The sequence below is a fragment of the Mesorhizobium monacense genome (assembly GCF_056781675.1).
Map to the genome: position 1 here is coordinate 543,010 of NZ_CM165567.1, position 19,016 is coordinate 562,025.

17 protein-coding genes are annotated in these 19,016 nt (G+C 63.8%); 13 read left to right on the plus strand and 4 right to left on the minus strand.

The annotated features are described in order from the left end of the window. Positions 1-33 precede the first annotated feature (33 nt). From fliN to AC1RUK_RS02540, 4 genes are read left to right on the plus strand one after another with little or no spacing between them, the layout of a single operon-like run. Positions 34-420, plus strand: a complete 387-nt coding sequence (gene fliN, locus AC1RUK_RS02525) for a flagellar motor switch protein FliN (protein WP_481836899.1) — start codon at positions 34-36, stop codon at positions 418-420. Positions 421-450: 30 nt separating this feature from the next. Next, positions 451-1,464 (plus strand): flagellar motor switch protein FliG, encoded by a 1,014-nt coding sequence (locus AC1RUK_RS02530; protein WP_481836898.1) that lies wholly within the window; start codon positions 451-453, stop codon positions 1,462-1,464. 24 nt (positions 1,465-1,488) lie between these two features. Beyond that, positions 1,489-2,571, plus strand: a complete 1,083-nt coding sequence (gene flhB / locus AC1RUK_RS02535; RefSeq protein ID WP_481836897.1) for a flagellar biosynthesis protein FlhB — start codon at positions 1,489-1,491, stop codon at positions 2,569-2,571. Next, on the plus strand, positions 2,568-3,002 hold the full coding sequence (locus AC1RUK_RS02540; RefSeq protein ID WP_481836896.1) for a BspJ family T4SS effector nucleomodulin: 435 nt from the start codon (positions 2,568-2,570) through the stop codon (positions 3,000-3,002). The genes flhB and AC1RUK_RS02540 overlap by 4 nt, the downstream gene beginning before the upstream one ends. A 125-nt stretch (positions 3,003-3,127) precedes the next feature. On the opposite strand, the gene AC1RUK_RS02545 is transcribed toward AC1RUK_RS02540, so the two are convergent. Beyond that, a complete protein-coding gene (locus tag AC1RUK_RS02545; protein WP_481836895.1) occupies positions 3,128-3,898 on the minus strand; it encodes a helix-turn-helix transcriptional regulator in 771 nt (256 codons plus the stop codon). Continuing rightward, positions 3,895-4,599, minus strand: a complete 705-nt coding sequence (locus AC1RUK_RS02550) for a helix-turn-helix transcriptional regulator (protein WP_481836894.1) — start codon at positions 4,597-4,599, stop codon at positions 3,895-3,897. The genes AC1RUK_RS02545 and AC1RUK_RS02550 overlap by 4 nt, the downstream gene beginning before the upstream one ends. A 456-nt stretch (positions 4,600-5,055) precedes the next feature. Between AC1RUK_RS02550 and AC1RUK_RS02555 the strand changes: the two genes are divergently transcribed. Continuing rightward, a complete protein-coding gene (locus tag AC1RUK_RS02555) occupies positions 5,056-6,240 on the plus strand; it encodes a TMEM43 family protein (RefSeq protein WP_481836893.1) in 1,185 nt (394 codons plus the stop codon). Between the two features lie 24 nt (positions 6,241-6,264). On the opposite strand, the gene AC1RUK_RS02560 is transcribed toward AC1RUK_RS02555, so the two are convergent. After that, complete coding sequence (locus tag AC1RUK_RS02560) at positions 6,265-7,296, minus strand: histone deacetylase family protein (protein ID WP_481836892.1); 1,032 nt, start codon at positions 7,294-7,296, stop codon at positions 6,265-6,267. A 168-nt stretch (positions 7,297-7,464) separates the two neighbouring features. Between AC1RUK_RS02560 and AC1RUK_RS02565 the strand changes: the two genes are divergently transcribed. The 8 genes from AC1RUK_RS02565 to AC1RUK_RS02600 all read left to right on the plus strand — a co-directional run bounded on the left by AC1RUK_RS02565 (position 7,465) and on the right by AC1RUK_RS02600 (position 18,062). Then, the gene (locus tag AC1RUK_RS02565) at positions 7,465-9,123 is read left to right on the plus strand and encodes an amidohydrolase (RefSeq protein ID WP_481840325.1); all 1,659 of its coding nucleotides are present in this window, start codon (positions 7,465-7,467) and stop codon (positions 9,121-9,123) included. Positions 9,124-9,248: 125 nt separating this feature from the next. Beyond that, entirely contained in the window at positions 9,249-10,349 is a 1,101-nt protein-coding gene (locus tag AC1RUK_RS02570) for an ABC transporter ATP-binding protein (protein ID WP_481839600.1), read from the plus strand. After that, positions 10,349-11,278, plus strand: coding sequence for an ABC transporter permease (locus AC1RUK_RS02575; protein WP_481836891.1), 930 nt, complete (start codon positions 10,349-10,351; stop codon positions 11,276-11,278). Before AC1RUK_RS02570 ends, AC1RUK_RS02575 begins: the two co-directional genes overlap by 1 nt. After that, positions 11,271-12,083, plus strand: a complete 813-nt coding sequence (locus AC1RUK_RS02580; protein ID WP_481836890.1) for an ABC transporter permease — start codon at positions 11,271-11,273, stop codon at positions 12,081-12,083. The genes AC1RUK_RS02575 and AC1RUK_RS02580 overlap by 8 nt, the downstream gene beginning before the upstream one ends. 29 nt (positions 12,084-12,112) lie before the next feature. Continuing rightward, positions 12,113-13,141, plus strand: a complete 1,029-nt coding sequence (locus AC1RUK_RS02585; protein WP_481836889.1) for an extracellular solute-binding protein — start codon at positions 12,113-12,115, stop codon at positions 13,139-13,141. Between the two features lie 63 nt (positions 13,142-13,204). Further along, positions 13,205-14,401 (plus strand): serine hydrolase domain-containing protein, encoded by a 1,197-nt coding sequence (locus AC1RUK_RS02590; protein WP_481836888.1) that lies wholly within the window; start codon positions 13,205-13,207, stop codon positions 14,399-14,401. Between the two features lie 33 nt (positions 14,402-14,434). Further along, positions 14,435-15,613: a serine hydrolase domain-containing protein gene (locus AC1RUK_RS02595; protein ID WP_481836887.1), complete on the plus strand. Its 1,179-nt coding sequence runs from the start codon at positions 14,435-14,437 to the stop codon at positions 15,611-15,613. Between the two features lie 130 nt (positions 15,614-15,743). Beyond that, on the plus strand, positions 15,744-18,062 hold the full coding sequence (locus AC1RUK_RS02600) for a Tex family protein (protein WP_481836886.1): 2,319 nt from the start codon (positions 15,744-15,746) through the stop codon (positions 18,060-18,062). Here the strand turns inward: AC1RUK_RS02600 and AC1RUK_RS02605 are convergent, their stop codons facing one another. Next, the gene (locus AC1RUK_RS02605) at positions 18,063-18,959 is read right to left on the minus strand and encodes a LysR family transcriptional regulator (protein WP_481836885.1); all 897 of its coding nucleotides are present in this window, start codon (positions 18,957-18,959) and stop codon (positions 18,063-18,065) included. Positions 18,960-19,016 lie beyond the last annotated feature (57 nt).

Genomic DNA, 19,016 nt, shown 5'->3' on the forward strand with positions numbered 1-19,016 from the left:
GCCGGCAGGCTCGAGTTTTTTGGGAGACGATCAATGGCCAAGACCAAGGTGGAAGCCGAACTCGACCAGCCGGACGAGCAACTCGACCGTGCCATCGAGGAACTGCGCGGCGTTCTCCAGGAAGAGGAGAAGCGCCCGGACGTTGCGTTCCGCGCGGCGTCGGGCGCCAATTCGAACGTCATCATGAGCATCCCGGTCGATGTGCAGATCATCCTTGGCAGCACCGAAATGCCGGTGTCCGAGCTGATGGCGCTGCAGAAAGGCTCGACAGTGGCGCTCAACCGGCGCATCGGCGAACCGGTCGACGTGGTGGTCAACGGCCGCAAGATCGCGCGCGGCGAGATCACGGTGCTCGAAAGCGACCCGTCGCGCTTCGGCATCAGGCTGACCGAAATCACCGCGGCCACGAAGAGCGCATAGGACAACCGGCGTGCCGCAGGGACAGACAGCATGACGACGCTTACCACGCTGACGCGCCCGCAGAAGGCCGCCGCCATACTGGTGGCAATGGGCAAGCCCTCGGCCAGCCGGCTGCTGAAATTCTTCAAGCAGGAGGAATTGAAGGCGCTAATCGAGGGGGCGCGGCTGCTGCGCACGATTCCGCAGGGCGACCTCGAACGCATCGTCGCCGAATTCGAGGCCGAGTTCACCGAAGGCGCGGGGCTACTCGATTCCGCCGACAGGATGGACACCATCCTCAATGAATCGCTGTCGCCGGAAGAAATGAGCGCCATAATGGGCGACAAGAAATTCGAGGTGGCGCCGGAACGGCCGCAGCCGATCTGGCCCGATCTGGAGAAGCTCGAGCCGGCGCGGCTCGGGATCTTCCTCGCCAGCGAGCACGCGCAGACCGCGGCGATGGTGCTGTCGAAGCTTGCCCCGCAAGCGGCGGCGAACGTGCTGTTGACCATGGCAAAGCCGATGCGCGGCGAGATCATCAAGCGCATGGTGACGATGGCGACCATTCCGGACGCGGCCGCGAAGATCGTCGAAAGCCAGTTGCGCTCGAGCTTGCTGTCGCAAGCCGCGACCAAGGACATTTCGGCCGGGCAGGCGCGGGTCGCCAGCGTGCTCAACGAAATGGACAAGCCGCAGCTCGAAGAGGTCATGCAGGATCTGGAGGAGGCCGGCACACCCGACCTCGACGGCGTCAGGTCGCGGCTGTTCGCCTTCGACGACCTGCCGTTGCTCACCCAGAAGGCACGCGTGCTTCTGTTCGACGGGCTGTCGACAGAACTGGTCACGCTGGCGCTGCGCGGCGCGCCGCCGGCGCTGACCGAATCGGTGCTGTCGGCGATCGGCGCACGCTCGCGGCGCATGATCGAATCCGAACTCGGGCAGGGCTCGGAAGGCATCGCCCTTGCCGACATCATGACTGCCCGCAAGACGATTGCGGTGGCGACGATCCGTCTGTCGCGCGAGGGGGCTTTCGAACTGCCCTCGACGCAGAACGCTGCAGCCTGATGGCAACGGGCCGGCTAGTCCAAGATGGCTGAGGCGGTCGACAAGGACTCGAAAACCGAGGAAGCCACAGAAAAGAAGATCCGCGACACGGTCGAACAGGGCAAGCTGCCCCATTCGCGCGAAATCGCCCTCTTCACGTCCTTCGTCGCCATACTGGTGTTCACCGTCTTCTACGCCAAGGACGCCATCGTCGATCTCGGCATGTTCCTATCGATGTTCCTGGAGAAGCCGGAAGCCTGGCCGATGGACACCGAGACCGATGTCATCGCGCTCTACAAGACCGTCATGTTCGAGATAGGCCGCGCCGTCGTCAGCCTGCTGGTGCTGCTGGTGGTGGCCGGCGTCGGCGCCTCGGTGTTCCAGAACATGCCGCAATTCGTCGGCGAGCGGGTCAGGCCGCAACTGTCGCGCATTTCGATCACCAAGGGTTGGAGCCGGTTGTTCGGCGCCCAGGGCTTCGTCGAGTTCCTGAAATCGCTGGGCAAGCTCGGCTTTGCCGTCGTCGTGCTCTTCTTCACACTGTCGGAGGACCATCGCAAGCTGCTCGCCGGGATGATCACCAACCCGGTCGCGTTCGGTCTCGTCATCAGGGGCATCGTCATCGACATCCTGGTGGCGATCGTCTTCGTCATGGGATTGATCGCGACGGTCGACCTGGTCTGGTCACGCTTCCATTGGCGGCGCGACCTGCGCATGAGCAAGCAGGAGGTCAAGGACGAGATGAAGCAGGCGGAAGGCGATCCGATCGTCAAGTCGCGGCTCAGATCGCTGGCTCGCGACCGCGCCCGCAAGCGGATGATGACGGCGGTGCCGCGCGCCACGCTGATCATTGCCAATCCGACCCACTTCTCGATCGCGCTGAAATATGTTCGCGACGAGGATGCGGCGCCGTTGGTGCTGGCCAAGGGCCAAGACCTTGTGGCGCTCAAGATCCGCGAGATCGCCAGGGAGAACAATATCCCGATCTTCGAGGACGTGGCGCTTGCCCGCTCCATGTACAAGCAAGTTTCGGTTGATAGCGTGATCCCGTCGCAATTCTATCAGGCCGTCGCCGAACTGGTGCGGATCGTCTACTCGAAAAAGGCAGAGCGCAGACTGACCTCATGAACCGGCAACCTTACGCAAAATCCCGCGAGATCATCGTCGCCAGCGCCATCGAGCAGGTGATCGCCGAACTCAGGCTGATCGATGTCGCCGACTACATCGCCTTCATCCGGCTGGAACATTTCGCCTGCCTGTCGGACCTGGTGGATTCGGCCGCCGAGCTTTTCTTCATGGCCGGCACGCTCAGGCTTGGCCATGGCGGCGAGGCGCATGTCGACTGGAGCGGCAGTCCGCGCATCGTGCTCGATCTGGAGCTCAGGCCGCCCGGCGTCACCGTCTATTTCCAGCTGACGCTGAGCGAAGACAAATCGTCGGTGGCGGTCAACTACGTGTCGTTCGAAAAGCCCGGCGAAAACCCCGAGCACAACACCTCCTTGCTGGAGGCCGTGATCGACCAGGCGCGCATCCGCAGGACCGAGCCGCTCGCCTTCTGAGATCAGGCAATTGTTGGTCGGGAGTACATCGTGTTGGGTCGCTTCGTGCGCCCGCGCGTTTAAGGATGTTCTTGCCGCCGAACCGTCGACCGCCCTCGGTCATTTCCGAGGGCAAATTCCCAAACCTATTCGATCAGCCCCAGCCGCAGCGCCTTGGCCACCGCCTGGTTGCGGTTGACGGCGTTGAGCTTCTGCGTCGACTGGGTCAGGTACTGGTTGGCGGTGTGCACCGACAACTTCAAGAGCTTTGCGATCTCCTCGCTGGTGTTGCCGTTGGCGGTCAGCTTCAGGCATTCGAGTTCGCGCTTGGAGATCGCCCGCATCCTGCCGGCGTCGCTCGGGCGCATGCGGGCGACCGCGGCAAACAGCGTGAAGCTGCGCGCATGGATTTCGTAGAGCGTGTCTTGCAGCAAGGCGATTTCCGACCCGAGGAACACGACCAGCCCACACTGGCCACGATCGGCATGGACGGGGAAGGCAATGCCATTGGTGCCTGGCGCCAAAGGTGCTGTCCGTTCCGACCAGGCAAGATCCTTGAAGGCTTCTTGCGAGCTGGCGATACCGTCGTCGGCCCACCAGCGCGGCGCCGTCGAAATGCGGGTGTGGCGCACCATGTCCTCGCCATTGGCGCCGGAGATGAACTTCGTCGCCACCGCCGTGCTGGGATAGTCGGAATCGAAACAGGGGACGAGGCGTGCCCGCTCGGCCGAAGGACTGACGAAGAACAGGCCGAAGGCCGAGGCGTTGATGTCGACGGCGATCCAGCGGCAGCGGCGCACGGCATCCGGGATGGTGACGGCGTGATGGGTTTCGGAACCGAGCGAGAAGGCGCCGAACGGGTTGCGCTGCTCGTTGAAAAGGGCTTCGGCCGCTTCCTTGACAAGTGCGTGTTTCAAATGATGCCGCTCCTGATCGCCGTCGCGATGGCCATCGCGCGGTTGCTGGCCGCGAATTTCTGAATGGCATGGGTGATGTAGCTGTTGACGGTGTTCGACGAGACGCCAAGGATGAGCGCGACCTCATCCGTCGTCTTGCCCTCGGACACCCAGAACAGGCATTCACGCTCACGATCGGACAGCGGATCCTGCATGGCGGCGGCGGCGATCAGCTGCGGGATGGTGGAGAGTGCGTAGCAGCATTTCAGCTGGGCCTTCATCAGCGCCGGCTGGTCGATCTTGCCCGGCTCGGCGGCCGAAAACAGCGCGAACAGGCGCTGGCGGCCGACGTTCAGCCTGAGCGAATAGATCTCGGCATGGCCGAGCACGTCGAGCAGGCGGGCCTCCTCACCGCTCAGCAGGGCGCCGGCGTCGGGCGCCTGGGCGGCCACCAGCGGTCTCGGGCGGTTGCCGGGTGCGGCCGTCAGCGGGCCCTGGGCGAGGCCGCCAATCAGCCGTTTGCCGATGAGCTCGATGGCGTCGAAAATCCAGTTTGAGGAGACGATGCGTGCGTCGTTGCGGTCCTGGTCGTGGACGATGGCGACCAGCATGTAGCTGTCGGCGCCGATCTCGGCGGCAAGCTGCATGAAAAAGCTGGTGAGATCGCCGCGAGACGTCAGGCGCGATGTTTCGGATTGGAGAAGCGCGGCGGGACTGCCCATTTTTATGCTTTGGCCGGAATCGATCCATGTGCCCGGTGCTGGCTTTGCCAGCGGCCGAACCCGAATACGCATCACTTTGACGAAGACACACTCTGGGCGCGGTCAGCGCCCAACCAGGCCGAATCCATTCAGGGAACGCGAAGCCGTCCGCGTCTGGTGCCGGACGATGCCGGTACTTGAGACTTTGGGTTGGTCGCCGCGCCCCCCAAGGACCGGCTGATTCGGGTCTAATCTACCCGCAGATGAATCCGACATCAAACGCGATTTGACAAAATCGAATCCGATGGACTCAGATCGCGACTCGGCGGCCGTTTCATGCTGCCTTCTGCCGGATTTTTCGACGGGAAAAGCAGGGGCCGGTGCGGGCCCGCCATATCGGCGCGTGCCTGATTCCGGTAGGATTCGCAGGAGCGGCAATGGATGGGCGTCCATTGCTGGCGACTTTGTGGGGCAACAATGAGCGATTCATTTCGGGAAGTGACATCCGTTTCGTGGTTCGGGCGGATCAAGCGCGCGGTCGGCGGGGTGGTCTTCGGCCTGCTCTTGATCGTGCTGATGGTCATCGGTCTGTTCTGGAACGAGGGCCGCGCCGTGCAGACGGCCCGCTCGCTGGCCGAGGGATCGGGCGCCGTCGTCTCGGTCAGCGCCGACAGTGTCGATGCCGGCAATGACGGCAAGCTCGTGCATGTCACCGGACCGGTGACGGCAGACAGCGGCCTCGCCGATGCGGAGTTCGGCATTGCGGCGCAAGGGCTGCGCCTGTCGCGCAGCGTCGAGATGTATCAGTGGAAGGAAGAGCAGAAGTCGGAGACGACGAAGAAGCTCGGCGGCGGCGAGGAGACGGTGACGACCTACAGCTATTCCAGGGTGTGGGACGACAGCCAGATCGACTCTTCGGATTTCAAGAAGCCGGATGGCCATCAGAATCCACCGATGGCTATCCACAGCAGGACCTTCCAGATTCCGGACGGCAAGCTCGGCGCCTTCACGCTCGACACGCCGGTGCTCGATCGCATCGAAGGCGACAAGGAATTTGCGCTGTCGTCCAGCCAGGCGGCCGCGATCAAGGCTGCCTATACCGGGACAAAGCCCATCGCCATCGTCGACGGCGGGATCTACCTCGGCTCCGATGCGACATCGCCGGCGCTGGGCGACTATCGTATCGGCTATGACCTGGCGCCGCTCGGTGTGGTCAGCATCGTCGCCCGCCAGACCGGCAGCCAGTTCGAACCCTACCAGACGGTTGCCGGCGACCAGTTGCTGATGGTCGATACCGGCGACGTCCCGGCGGCAAGGATGTTCGCCGACGCGGTCTCGGAAAACACTTTGATTACCTGGCTGTTGCGTGCCGCCGGTCTGCTGCTGCTGACGATCGGCTTCGCCCTGCTGCTTGGCCCGATCGGTGTCATCCTCGACGTCATTCCGTTCCTCGGCAGCATTGCGCGGATGGGCACCGGCATCATTGCCTTCTTCCTGGCGATCCTGGTCGGCACGACGACGATTGCCATCGCCTGGTTCTGGTACCGGCCGCTGCTGGCGGCAGGCATCCTGGCGGCGGGCGTCATCGCCGCGGCGGCGGTCTACTATCTCGGCCGGTCGCGCAGGCCGGCCGGCGCGCCGAACGCCGGCGTTGCCAGCTAGAGGGTTCGGCGGCGTCCGCGTGTCTTATCGGTCCTCGAAGCCGGTCAGCACGCCGACGGCGTTGATACCGATCTCCTCGACGGCATAGCCGCCTTCCATGACGAACAGCGTCGGCAGGCCGAGCCTGGCGACGCGGCGGCCGATCTTGGGATAGTCGGCGCTTTTCAGCTTGAACTGGCTGATCGGATCCTTCTCGAAGGTGTCGACGCCGAGCGACACGACGACGATATCGGGCGCATAGGCGGCAAGCTTGGCGCAGGCGTCCTCCAGCGAGGCGTTCCAGGCGTCCCAGCCGGTGCCGAAGGGCATCGGGTAGTTGAGGTTGAAGCCTTCACCATCGCCCGCGCCGCGCTCGTCGGCATGGCCGAGGAAGAACGGATATTCGGTCATCGGGTCGCCGTGCAAGTTCATCACTTGCACGTCGGCGCGGTCGTAGAAGATTTCCTGCGTGCCGTTGCCGTGGTGGTAGTCGACATCGAGGATCGAGACGCGGCTCGCGCCCTGGTCGAGGAACCATTGCGCGGCAACGGCGGCGTTGTTGATGTAGCAATAGCCACCCATGAAGGCAGCACCCGCGTGATGGCCGGGCGGGCGGCAGAGCGCGAAGGCGGATCGTTCGCCAACCTTGACCAGGGCGGCTGCCGTCAGCGCGACGTCGTAGGATGACTTGATCGCGGCCCAGGTGCCTTCGACGAAGGTGGCGCCGGCGTCGAACGAATAGTAGCCCAGCAAGGCATCGATGCGCTGCGGCGGCACGTCGCCGCGCAGGCCGCGCGTCGGCCAGGTGAAGGCCATGGCCGAGCCCTTGAAGCCGGCGGCCGTCCACTGCGGCCAGACGGTCGGCAGGAAGTCGATGTAGTCTGCCGTGTGAATTCGCTTGGCGGCGGCAAGATCATGCTCGGCGGGGCCGATGATCGGGCCCAGCTTCTCGCTTTCGACCCGCGCCCTGATGAATTCCGCTCGCGAAGGCTTCTCGAAACCCGGCACGATCGCCGCCGCCACCAATTCCATCTGCCCGGCATGGCCGGCGTGGAGAGGGGAGAAAACTGTCTTCATATTGGGTGTTGGCTCGCTGTTCGAGTTGCGCCGATGCCGCTGACTGACCCCTTTGTGGCAGAGAGTTTCCGCGCCGCCAAGGGGCTTTCCGGAAGGTTGCTTCGTGAGCGAGGAGACGGCTTGCCAGACGCCAATTCTCTGCTAGCCTAGGCTCAAACGGAGAAAATGATGCCGCCATCGGCCGATCTGATCGTCGAGAATGCCAGCATATTGACGATGGATCCCGATACTCCCCGCGCCGAGGCGATCGCCATCAAGGGCGGCGACATCATTGCGATCGCAGATCGCGCCACGGTGCTGGCGCACAAAGGCCCCGGCACCCGCATCATCGATGCCGGCGGCGGCTCCGTCCTGCCCGGCTTCATCGAAGCGCATATGCATCTTTTCGGCGGTGCGGCCGAACTCGACAATCTTCATCTCGCAGGCGTGCACGGCTTCGATGCCTTGCGCGACGCGATCCGCCCCTATGCGGCGGCGCGACCGAACGCCAGACTGCTGCTCGGCGCCGGGGTGGACTACGCCATCCTGTCCGAGCCGGTCACCCGCCATCATCTCGACCGCATCATCCCGGATCGGCCCTTCGCCATGTCGGCTTCCGACCATCATACGATGTGGGCGAACACCAAGGCGCTGGAGCAGGCGGGCATCCTGCACGGCAGGCAATTGGGTCCGGGCAACGAGATCGTCATGGGTGCGGACGGGCTTGCCGCCGGCGAGTTGCGCGAAGGCGAGGCATTCGGCCCGATCCTGGAACACTTCGGGCAGAACCGCACGCGGCTCGGTCTTACGGGTGGCGAGCCGGAGCCCTATCCATCCGCTGAAGAACTCGTTTCCGACCGCGACCTGATGCACCGTGGACTTCAGTGGTGCGCCCAGCACGGCATCACGTCGATCCAGAACATGGACGGCAACCTTTACCAACTCGAGCTGCTTGCCGGCTTGGAAGAAGAAGGTCGGTTGCTTTGCCGCACCAAGATACCGTTCCACTTCAAGAATTTCATGAAGCTGGACATGCTGGAAAAAGCCTCGCGCATGGCGGCGGCCTACAAATCCGAATGGCTGTCGTCCGGCATGGTCAAGGTCTTCTATGACGGCGTGCTCGATTCATGGACCGCCGTGATGGTCGACGACTATGCCGACCGGCCGGGTTGGCGCGGCGAGCCCCTGTTCACGCCGGAGCATTTCGCGGAAGTAGCCGTGGAGGCCGACAGGCGCGGCCTGCAGATCGCGGTACATTCGATCGGCGACGGCGCGGTGCGGGCGGTGCTCGACGGCTATCAGGCAGCGCAGAAGAAGAATGGCAGGCGCGACAGCCGGCACCGGGTCGAGCACATCGAGGTCACCACCCCTTCGGACGTGCCACGGTTTGCCGAACTTGGCGTGATCGCTTCGATGCAGCCGCCGCATCCGCCCGGCGCCATGAACTTCCCGCTGGAGCCGACACTTTCGCGCATCGGCCGCGAAAAATGGCCGCTGAGCTATGCCTGGCGGACGCTGAAGAACGCCGGTGCGCGTGTCGTGTTCGCGTCCGACTGGCCGGTTTCGCCGGTTGATCCGATCCTGGGCATCCAGGCAGCGGTGATGCGCAAACCTTGGGCAGAGGACCTGCCGGACCAGAGCTTCTCGCTGCAGGAATCGATTGCCGGCTACACAGTGGAAGGGGCCTATTCCGAGTTCATGGAACATCGCAAGGGCCGCCTGAAGCCGGGCTACATGGCAGATCTCGTGGTGCTGTCGGCCGATATCGAGGCAACCGCACCGGACGCGCTGCATACGGTGCGACCGGTGACGACCATCTGTGGAGGCAAGATCACCTATCAAGCGTGACGGGCATGGGAATTGCCTTTTAGATCAAGGTCCAGCTCTGCAGTTGCCAAGCCGATTGGCTTGTGATGACAATCAAACCGGAACAAAACCTGCCGCCAAGAGCAGGCTTTCTCAATGGGGTAATCGTGCCGGAACAACCGGGTAAGAATGCTATCGAGGTGCGCGGCGTCCGCAAGGTGTTCGGCACCGGAGAGGCGCAAGTCGCCGCGCTGGACACCGTCTCCGTCTCCATCCGCGAAAATGAGTTCTTCACGCTGCTTGGGCCATCCGGCTGCGGAAAGACGACGCTGCTGAGGCTGATCGCCGGCTTCGACTTTCCGAGCGAAGGTGAGATCCTGCTCTACGGCGAGGACATCGCGCCGCTGCCGCCGTTCAAGCGGCCGGTCAACACCGTGTTCCAGTCCTATGCCCTGTTCCCGCACATGACGGTGGCGCAGAATATCGGTTTCGGCCTGGAAATGCTGGGCAAGCCGAAGGCCGAGATACAGGCGCGCGTCGCCCAGATGCTGAAGCTGGTCAAGATGGAGGCGCTTGCCGGCCGCCGCACCAGCCAGATCTCCGGCGGCCAGCAGCAGCGCGTGGCACTGGCGCGGGCGCTCGCACCGCAGCCGAAAGTGCTGTTGCTCGACGAGCCGCTGTCGGCGCTCGACTACAAGCTGCGCAAGGAGATGCAGATCGAACTGAAGCGGCTGCAGCACGAGACCGGCATCACCTTCATCTTCGTCACCCATGACCAGGAAGAAGCACTGACGATGTCCGACCGGATCGCGGTGATGTCGTCGGGCAAGATCCTGCAGGTCGGCGCGCCGCGCGACATCTATGACCGGCCGGCCGAGCGCTTCGTCGCCGACTTCATCGGCGAGACCAACTTCCTCAAGGGCACCGTGGTGTCGAAGAAATCCGGCGTCGCGACGGTAAAGCTTGCCTCCGACGCAACGGTTGCGGCCGGGTTCCCCGAAGGTTTCGATCCCTCCGGCGCCGTGACGGTCGTGGTGCGCCCAGAGCATGCGGATCTGGTCGCCGATGCAGCCAAGGGCACGGTCGCGGGGACTTTGGCGAACGTCGTCTATTTCGGCACCGACACCCACTACCACGTGAAGCTCGACGGCGGTGACAACTTCATCGTGCGCCACCAGAACAGCCGATCCGGCGCGGTGGCATTCGCGCCGGGTGCCAAGGTGGGCATCGTGTTCGAGGACGACGGCGCCCGGATCTTGAGGGACTGATGTCGATCACCCTTTCAAACGCTGCGATGTTCGAGGCCCAGGCGGAAAAGGCCACCAGCTGGCGCAACCGCCTGCTTGCGCTGCCGGCTTTGGTCATCATCGGCATTTTCGGCGTGTTGCCCCTGCTGATCATCCTGGTCTACTCGTTTCTCCAGGCCGCGCCCTATGGTGGCGTGCAGTGGAAGTTCTCGACCGACGCCTATCTGAACTTCCTGTTCCAGCGCGATATTTTCGACGACACGCTGCAGTTCACGCCGGACTTCCTGATCATCTACCTGCGCTCGTTCCTGTTTGCCGTGGTGACGACGGTGATCTGCCTGCTGCTTGGCTTTCCGACCGCCTATTTCATGGCGACGCGGCCACCGGCGCAACGCAACTGGTGGGTGCTTTTGATCACCATTCCGTTCTGGTCGAACCTTCTGGTGCGTACGCTGGCGATCATGTTCATCATCCGCGACGAGGGCCTCATCAACAATGCGCTGATGGGCCTTGGCCTGATCGAGAAGCCGATCACCATGCTCTACACCAACTTCGCCATCCAGCTCGGCCTGCTCTACTCGTTCCTGCCGTTCATGATCCTGCCGCTCTATTCCAGCCTGGAGAAGCTGGATTTCAGGCTGGTCGAGGCCGCGAACGACCTCTACGCGACGCGGCGGCAGGTCCTCTGGCGGGTGATCATTCCGCTGTCGCTGCCCGGCATCATCGCCGGCTGCCTGCTGGTCTTCATCCCGGCCCTCGGCGCCTATGTGACGCCGCTGATCCTTGGCGGCGGCATCCATTTGATGATCGGCGACCTCATCGCCCAGCAGTTCGGCTCCGGACGCAACTGGCCGCTCGGCTGCGCGCAGGCGCTGATCCTGATGGGCGCTGTGCTGGTCGCGCTCTATTTCTACGTCCGCAACACGTCGGGGAAGATCCAGCATGGCTGATCCCCGCACCATCGACATCAAGGACCAGCCGGGCTTCCGCTCGATCGCCATCCTTTGCCTGTGCGTGCTTTACGTGCCGATCCTGATCCTGATGATCTTTTCGTTCAACACGGGTTCGCTCGTCACCCATTGGGAGGGTGTCGGGTTCGGGTGGTACGGCAGTGCGCTGCTCAACGATGAATTCCACCGCGCCGCCCAAAACACGCTGATCATCTCGACGAGCGCGACCATCATTTCGACGATCGTCGCAACACTGGCGGCGATCGGCATGACAAGGGTGAAACCGTGGCGCGGGCTTCCGGCCGCCTTCATGGTGATAAACCTGCCGCTGATGGTCCCCGAGATCATCACGGCGGTGGCGACCTTGTCCTTCTTCGCCCTGATCGCCGGGGCCTTCGGGCTGAATTTCGGCATCGGCAATCTGATCCTCGCCCACACCGTCTTTTGCATTCCCTTCGCCTATATGCCGATCAGGGCGCGGCTCGAGGACATGGACCTGACGCTCGAGGCCGCCGCGGCCGACCTCTACGCCACGCCGTGGCATGCGTTCCGCCGCATAACGCTGCCGTTGCTCGTCCCCGGCATCATGTCGGGCGCCGCGCTCGCCTTCATCGTGTCCTTCGACGATTTCACCATCACGCAGCTCGTTGCCGGTCCCGGCCAGACGACGCTGCCGCTTTACATCTGGAACCAGATCAGGCGGCCGATGACGCCGGAGATCAATGCCATCTCCACCATCCTGCTGCTGGTCTCGATCCTCTTCGTCTCGGTATCGTTCCTGATCGCGCGCCGGCGCGCCAAATGAATAATGATGGGAAGGCAAAGGAGAACAAAATGTCTAGGAAACTGATGGCTGCCGTTTCGACGGCAGTGCTGTTGTGGGCAGTGCCCGCGCTCGCCGACGGCGAGCTGCACATCTACAATTGGGGTGACTACACCAATCCCAAGCTGATCGAAAAGTTTGAGAAACAGTACAACGTCAAGGTCACGCTGGACGACTACGATTCCAACGAAACCATGCTGTCCAAGGTGCGCGCCGGCAATTCCGGCTATGACATCGTGGTGCCATCGGACTACACCGTGAAGATCATGATCGACGAGGGTCTACTCGAAAAGACCGAGCCCAATGCGATGCCGAACGGCATGAACATCGACCCGCGCTTCCTCGACATCTACTGGGACAGCGGCCGTCACTACACCGCGCCATGGCAGTTCGGCACCACGACATTCGAAGTCAACACCGACAAGTTCAAGGGCGACATCGACACGCTGGCGATCCTGTTCGACCCGCCGGACGAGTTGAAGGGCCAGATCAACATGCTCGACGACGTCAACACCGTCATGCATGCGGCCGAGCGCTATGCCGGCGTGCCGCGCTGCGGCGCAGACAAGGCCGACCTCAAGAAGGTCAACGACGTCCTGATGGCGGCCAAGCCGTCGTGGAAGACCTTCAGCTACGACACGATCACCAAGATCACTTCCGGCGACGTCATCGTCACGCAGGCGTGGAATGGCGCCACCTATCGCGCGCGCCAGAAGATCCCGGCGATCAAGTATGCCTATCCGAAGGAAGGCATCGAAGGCTGGATGGACAATGTGGGGGTGCTGAAGGGCGCCAAGAACCTCGAGAATGCCAAGCTGTTCCAGGACTTCATCATGGCTCCGGAAAATGCGGCGCTGATCTCGGAATTCGCCGGCTACGACAACGGCATTGTCGGCAGCCACAAATTCCTTCCCGCCGATTTCGCCGCCTCGCCGGAACTCAACCCGCCCGCTGGTGCGCCTGCGGCGGAATTTGTCCCGCCATGCCGGCCTGAGGTGGTCGAGATTTACAACAAGATCTGGACCAACCTGCGCAAATAGGTTCGGTCTAGAATCCAATGGAAGGGGGGCTTTGGCCTCCCTTCTTCGCTTCCGGGAGGCTCGATGACATCCTACCGCAACTCCGATCCTCGGCCGCCGATCATGCAGGGCTCGCCACCAGCCATGGTGCCGCCGCGGCTCGATTGGGACAGGGGGCCTTGGAACCGCTGGGCATTCCAGCACATCCGCGAATTCCTGCCGACCGCCGAGGTCTGGCGCGGGCACGGCCATCGCCGCCGGCTCGAACTGGCCGAGGTCGATCTCGACGCGCTGCCGGTGGAGGACAGCACAGGCTCGGCAACGACACTCGCCGGGCTGCTCGACGAGACCTATACGGACGGCTTCCTTGTGCTCAAGGACGGCAGAATAGCCTATGAGCGCTATTTCAACGGCATGGACGAGCGCACGCTGCATCTGTCGCAGTCGATGGCAAAGTCGGTCACGGCTTCGGTGCTCGGCATACTGGCCGGACGCGGGCTGATTGACCCGGCGGCGCCCGTGACCAGCTACCTTCCGGAACTAAGCGGGACCGGCTGGGCCGGCGCCAGTGTGCAGCATGTGCTCGACATGACCACAGGCGTGCGTTTTTCGGAGGAATACACCGATCCCTATTCCGAGATCGGCCAGGTCGATGTCGCCACCGGCTGGAAGCCGGTGCCGCCGGACAGCGATCCGGCGTTCCAATGGCCGTCGCATATGTTCGAGCTGATCCTGGGACTGAAGGAGAAAACCCGACCGCACGGCGAGGCCTTCGAGTACCGCTCGATCGAGACCGACGTGCTCGCCTTCATGATGGAGCGGGTGACCGGCAAGCGGCTGCCGCAGCTGGTTTCCGAAGAACTCTGGCAAAAGCTCGGCGCGGACGAGAGCGCCTGCTTCACCGTCGACAGTGCCGGCTATGCGGTGGCCGACGGCGGCTTCAATGCGACGCTGCGCGACTATGGCCGCTTCGGCCAGCTGATCCTCGACAATGGCGGCGGCGTGGTGCCGGCCGACTGGATCGAGGCGACGCGTAATGGCAAGCATGCGCCCGACTTCAACCCCAGCCTGCCGGAAGGCAGCTATCGCAACCAGTTCTGGATCGAGGATCCGCGCTCGCGCGCGCTGATGTGCCGGGGTGTTTTCGGGCAGATGATCCACATCGACTGGGACACGAGGATGGTGGTGGTGAAGCTTTCGACCTATCCGGATTTCACCAACATCGCCTATTCGGTGGCGACGCTGAAGGCCGTGCACGCCATCTCCGCGGCGCTGGTCTGAATCTCCAGAAAAAAATATCCGGAAGGAAATGCCATGACCGGCAAGACCGCGTTCGAGACCAGATATGGCTTTGCCCGCAGTGCGATGCTGCTTTCCAACTGGCGCGAAAACCCGTTCAACCGATGGTCGTTCCAGAATGTCGGCGAACTGGTGCCAAGCGCGCCTGTCGCGGCGTCAGGCGGCACAGAGCTGCCTCGGCAAGAACTCGGAAGCTTGCTTGGCGAAAAAGTCAGCCTGGCGAATGGGCCGGAAACGGTGGCGGCCTTCCTCGCGCGTTCCGACACCGACGCGCTGACGATCATGAAGGCCGGTACGATCGTTGGCGACTGGTTCGCACCGCATATGGATTTCGGCGGACGCCACATCATCTTCTCGATCAGCAAATCGTTCACCGCCATTCTCGCCGGCATTTTGGAAGGCGAGGGGGTGTTCGACCCGGAAGCACCTGTCATCAGCTACATTCCGGAAGCCAAGGGCTCGGCCTATGGCGATGCGAGCGCGCGGCACGTGCTCGACATGAGCGTCAGCCTCGACTTCGAAGAGGCCTATCTCGATCCGGAAAGCGCCTTTGGCCGCTATCGCCGCGCCACGCTGTGGAACCCGGGCGGCGGCACGGAAAGCCTGCGCGAATTCATCCTGACGCTGCAGCGGCTGGCCGAACCGCATGGCCAGACATTCCGCTATCGCTCGCCCAATTCCGACCTGCTCGGCATGCTGGTCGAGCGCGCCTCCGGCCAGCGACTGACCGATCTGCTGCGCGAGAAATTGTGGCTGCCGCTCGGTGCGGCGGGCGAAGCTTCGATTACGGTCGACATGGAAGGCACGGCGCGCACTGCCGGTGGTATTTCGGTGACGCCGCGCGATCTGGCGCGTGTCGGCGAGATGATGCGGCAAGGCGGCACGGCCAGTGGCCGCCGCATCGTGCCGGAGGCCTGGGTACGCGACACGGTCGAAACAGGCGGCAGTTCCGAAGCCTGGCAGCGCGGCACGATGGCCTTCCTGTTTCCCGAAGGGCGCTACCGCAACAAATGGTACCAGACGGGGGCGCAAAGCGGCGCCTTCTGCGGCATCGGCATCCATGGCCAGTGGCTGTACGTCAATCCCAAGACACAAGTGGTGATCGCAAAGATGTCGTCGCAGCCGGTGCCGGTCGACGACCAGCTCGATGTCGAGGCCGTCGCCTTTTTCGAGGCGCTGAGCCGGATGGTCTGACCAGATCCGGCAGCCCGCGAGACAGCAGCTTTCCTGTGGACCCGCTGGTCGGCTGAAAACAGCGCGGTTGGCGGCGCGGAGATCCCGGCCTATGGTCGCCGCTCTTTTTTCGACAAGGCACGAGACCAGCATGGCATCCGACATCAAGCGCATCGCGGCAATCATCGCGGCCGAGATCGGCGCGCGGCCCGAACAGGCCGCGGCGGCGATCGGCTTGCTGGACGAGGGTGCAACGGTGCCGTTCGTGGCGCGCTACCGCAAGGAGGTCACCGGCGGGCTGGACGATACGCAGTTGCGCGACCTTGCCGAGCGACTGGCCTATCTGCGCGAACTCGATGCGCGCCGCGACACCATCCTCGGTTCGATCCGCGAGCAGGGCAAGCTGACCGAGGAGCTTGCACAAAAGATCGCCGCGGCTGCCACCAAGGCAGAGCTCGAAGACATCTACCTGCCTTACAAGCCGAAGCGCCGCACCAAAGCCGAGATTGCCAGGGAGCGTGGGCTGGGGCCGCTGGCCGAAGTCATTCTTGCCGACCGCTCGGCGGTGCCCGCCGAACTGGCGCTCGCCTACGTCACCGAAGAGGTGGCGGACGCCAAGGCGGCGCTCGACGGCGCGCGCGACATTCTGTCGGAACAGTTCGCCGAGAATGCCGATCTGGTCGGCAAGCTGCGCACCTACATGAAGGAACGCGCCTTCCTGCGTGCCCGCGTGGTCGACGGCAAGCAGGAGGCCGGAGCGAAATTCTCCGACTATTTTGACCATGTCGAGCGCTGGACGAACGTGCCGAGCCATCGCGCGCTGGCAATGCTGCGCGGCCGCAACGAAGAGGTGCTGTCGCTCGACATCGAGGTCGATGCCGACGATGCGTCTGCAGTGAAGCCGGTCGAGCGGATGATCGCCAATGCCTATGCCATCGGCGGCAGCCTGCCGGGTGATCGCTGGCTGATGGAAGTCGCCGGCTGGACCTGGCGGATCAAACTGTCGCTGCACCTGACGCTCGATCTGATGCGCGACCTGCGCGAGCGGGCGGAAGAGGACGCGATCCATGTCTTCGCCCGCAATCTGAAGGATCTGCTGCTTGCGGCCCCTGCCGGATCGCGGCCGACAATGGGGCTCGACCCGGGCATCCGCACCGGTGTCAAGGTCGCGGTGGTCGACGGTACCGGCAAGCTGCTGGCGACGACGACAGTCTATCCGTTCCCACCGAGGAACGATGTGCGCGGCACGCAGGCCGAACTGGCGAAGCTTGTCCGCCTGTACAAGGTCGAGCTGATTTCGATCGGCAACGGCACCGGCAGCCGCGAGACCGAGAAGCTGGTTGCCGACATGCTGGCCGATATGCCGGCGGATGGCGGGCCGAAGCCGCTCAAGGTGATCGTCAGCGAGGCGGGTGCCTCGGTCTATTCCGCCTCGGCAACGGCGGCGGCGGAGTTTCCCGGCCTCGACGTGTCGCTGCGCGGCGCGGTGTCGATCGCCCGGCGCCTGCAGGACCCGCTCGCCGAACTGGTCAAGATCGAACCGAAGTCGATCGGCGTCGGCCAGTACCAGCATGATGTCGACCAGTACCGGCTCGGCCGCTCGCTGGAAGCGGTGGTCGAGGACGCGGTCAATGCCGTCGGTGTCGATCTCAACACGGCGTCGGCGCTGCTCTTGGCGCGGGTTTCAGGCCTTGGCGCGTCGCTCGCCGACGCCATCGTCGCGCATCGTGACGCCACCGGCCCCTTCGTAAGCCGGAAGGATCTGCTCAAAGTCTCCCGCCTTGGACCTCGCGCGTTCGAGCAATGCGCCGGCTTCTTGCGCATTCCGAACGGCAGCGAGCCGCTCGATGCTTCCTCCGTGCATCCGGAAGCCTATGGCGTGGCCAAGAAGATCGTCGCCGCCTGCGGCCGGGATCTGCGCTCGCTGATGGGTGACAGCGCGGCGTTGAAGGCGCTCGATCCTCGTGTCTTCGTCGACGAGCGGTTCGGCCTGCCGACGGTGCGCGACATATTGGCGGAGCTGGAAAAGCCCGGCCGCGATCCACGCCCCGGCTTCAAGACCGCGATCTTCGCCGACGGCGTCGACGACATCAAGGATCTGAAGCCCGGCATGCTGCTCGAAGGCACGGTCACCAACGTCGCCGCCTTCGGCGCTTTCGTCGATATCGGCGTGCATCAGGACGGCTTGGTGCACGTCTCGCAACTGGCCGACCGCTTCGTCAAGGACGCGCATGAGGTGGTGAAGGCCGGTGATGTGGTGAATGTGCGCGTCGTCGATGTCGACATCAAGCGCAAGCGCATTGCTCTCTCCATGCGCAAGGACGGCGACGGCGGTGCATCGAGGGGCGGGCCGCGCGATACCGGCGGCAAGCCGGCGCCGCGTTCGCCGGCACCGCTGCGCCAGCCGGAACGGCCGGCGCAGCAAGGCGCGTTCGGCGCCGCATTGGCGGATGCGCTGAAGCGGAAGTAGTTATTTCTCCACCGGGAGATGACCCAGAAGCCAGTCGCGAAAACTGGCGACAGGCGGATGGCCGCGCTTGTCGTGCGGCACGACCAGATAGTAGGCGCTGCGGCTCTGCATCGGCCGGCCCGGTGCCGGCACCAGCTGGCCGCGCTGCAATTCGCCTGATATCAGGATCTGCGGCAGCAGCGCTACGCCAAGCCCGGCCATGCAGGCCTGGGCGGCGGTGCCGAACTGTTCGAACTGCATGCCGGGTCCTGTCGGCGCGCTCAGCCCCTGATGCTCGAACCACTCGGTCCAGGCGCCAGGGCGCGTCGCCATGTGCAGCAGCGGCAGGCGGCCGATATCGGCCGCCGTCGCGATGGCGCGACCGGCGATGAACCCGGGCGCCACCACCGGCGCCACCGTCTCGCGCATCAGCAGCGTGGAGTCGGCCTCCGGCCAATCGGGCAGGCCGTAATGGATGGCGGCATCCAGCCTTTCCCGGGCGAAGTCGAAACGGCCGATGCGAGTGACGAAGTTGATGGTGATGTCGGGGTTGTTTTCGACGAAATCGGGGATCATCGGCATCAGCCAGCGGGTGCCGAAGGTCGGCAGGATCGCCAGGTTCAGGATGCCACTATGCCGATTGCTCATCAATCCAAGGGCGGCGTCGCGCAATTGGCCAAGCGCCGAGCGGACCGCTTCGGCATAGATTTCGCCTGCGGTCGACAGCCGGACATTGCGGCTGTCGCGCTCGAACAGCCGGCGGCCGAACTGGTCTTCCAAAAGGCTGATCTGTCGACTGACGGCGCCTTGGGTCAAATCGAGTTCGCGGGCGGCGGCGGTGAAAGAACCGAGGCGCGCCACCGCCTCGAAGGCGGCAAGGGCGCTGATGTTGGGCAAAAGGCGGCGCTGAACGTTCATGATTCATTACTAACGCTCATTGATTGGTGATGCAATTTCGTTTGATTTTTTTGAGGC

Bases quoted from the DNA above. Each gene is read 5' to 3' on its own strand.
- AC1RUK_RS02590 (WP_481836888.1), top strand. From the start codon at position 13,205: ATGACATCCTACCGCAACTCCGATCCTCGGCCGCCGATCATGCAGGGC.
- AC1RUK_RS02580 (WP_481836890.1), top strand. From the start codon at position 11,271: ATGGCTGATCCCCGCACCATCGACATCAAGGACCAGCCGGGCTTCCGC.
- AC1RUK_RS02575 (WP_481836891.1), top strand. From the start codon at position 10,349: ATGTCGATCACCCTTTCAAACGCTGCGATGTTCGAGGCCCAGGCGGAA.
- AC1RUK_RS02555 (WP_481836893.1), top strand. From the start codon at position 5,056: ATGAGCGATTCATTTCGGGAAGTGACATCCGTTTCGTGGTTCGGGCGG.
- AC1RUK_RS02605 (WP_481836885.1), bottom strand. From the start codon at position 18,959: ATGAACGTTCAGCGCCGCCTTTTGCCCAACATCAGCGCCCTTGCCGCC.
- AC1RUK_RS02595 (WP_481836887.1), top strand. From the start codon at position 14,435: ATGACCGGCAAGACCGCGTTCGAGACCAGATATGGCTTTGCCCGCAGT.
- AC1RUK_RS02565 (WP_481840325.1), top strand. From the start codon at position 7,465: ATGCCGCCATCGGCCGATCTGATCGTCGAGAATGCCAGCATATTGACG.
- AC1RUK_RS02600 (WP_481836886.1), top strand. From the start codon at position 15,744: ATGGCATCCGACATCAAGCGCATCGCGGCAATCATCGCGGCCGAGATC.
- fliN (WP_481836899.1), top strand. From the start codon at position 34: ATGGCCAAGACCAAGGTGGAAGCCGAACTCGACCAGCCGGACGAGCAA.
- flhB (WP_481836897.1), top strand. From the start codon at position 1,489: ATGGCTGAGGCGGTCGACAAGGACTCGAAAACCGAGGAAGCCACAGAA.
- AC1RUK_RS02530 (WP_481836898.1), top strand. From the start codon at position 451: ATGACGACGCTTACCACGCTGACGCGCCCGCAGAAGGCCGCCGCCATA.
- AC1RUK_RS02540 (WP_481836896.1), top strand. From the start codon at position 2,568: ATGAACCGGCAACCTTACGCAAAATCCCGCGAGATCATCGTCGCCAGC.
- AC1RUK_RS02550 (WP_481836894.1), bottom strand. From the start codon at position 4,599: ATGGGCAGTCCCGCCGCGCTTCTCCAATCCGAAACATCGCGCCTGACG.
- AC1RUK_RS02560 (WP_481836892.1), bottom strand. From the start codon at position 7,296: ATGAAGACAGTTTTCTCCCCTCTCCACGCCGGCCATGCCGGGCAGATG.
- AC1RUK_RS02585 (WP_481836889.1), top strand. From the start codon at position 12,113: ATGTCTAGGAAACTGATGGCTGCCGTTTCGACGGCAGTGCTGTTGTGG.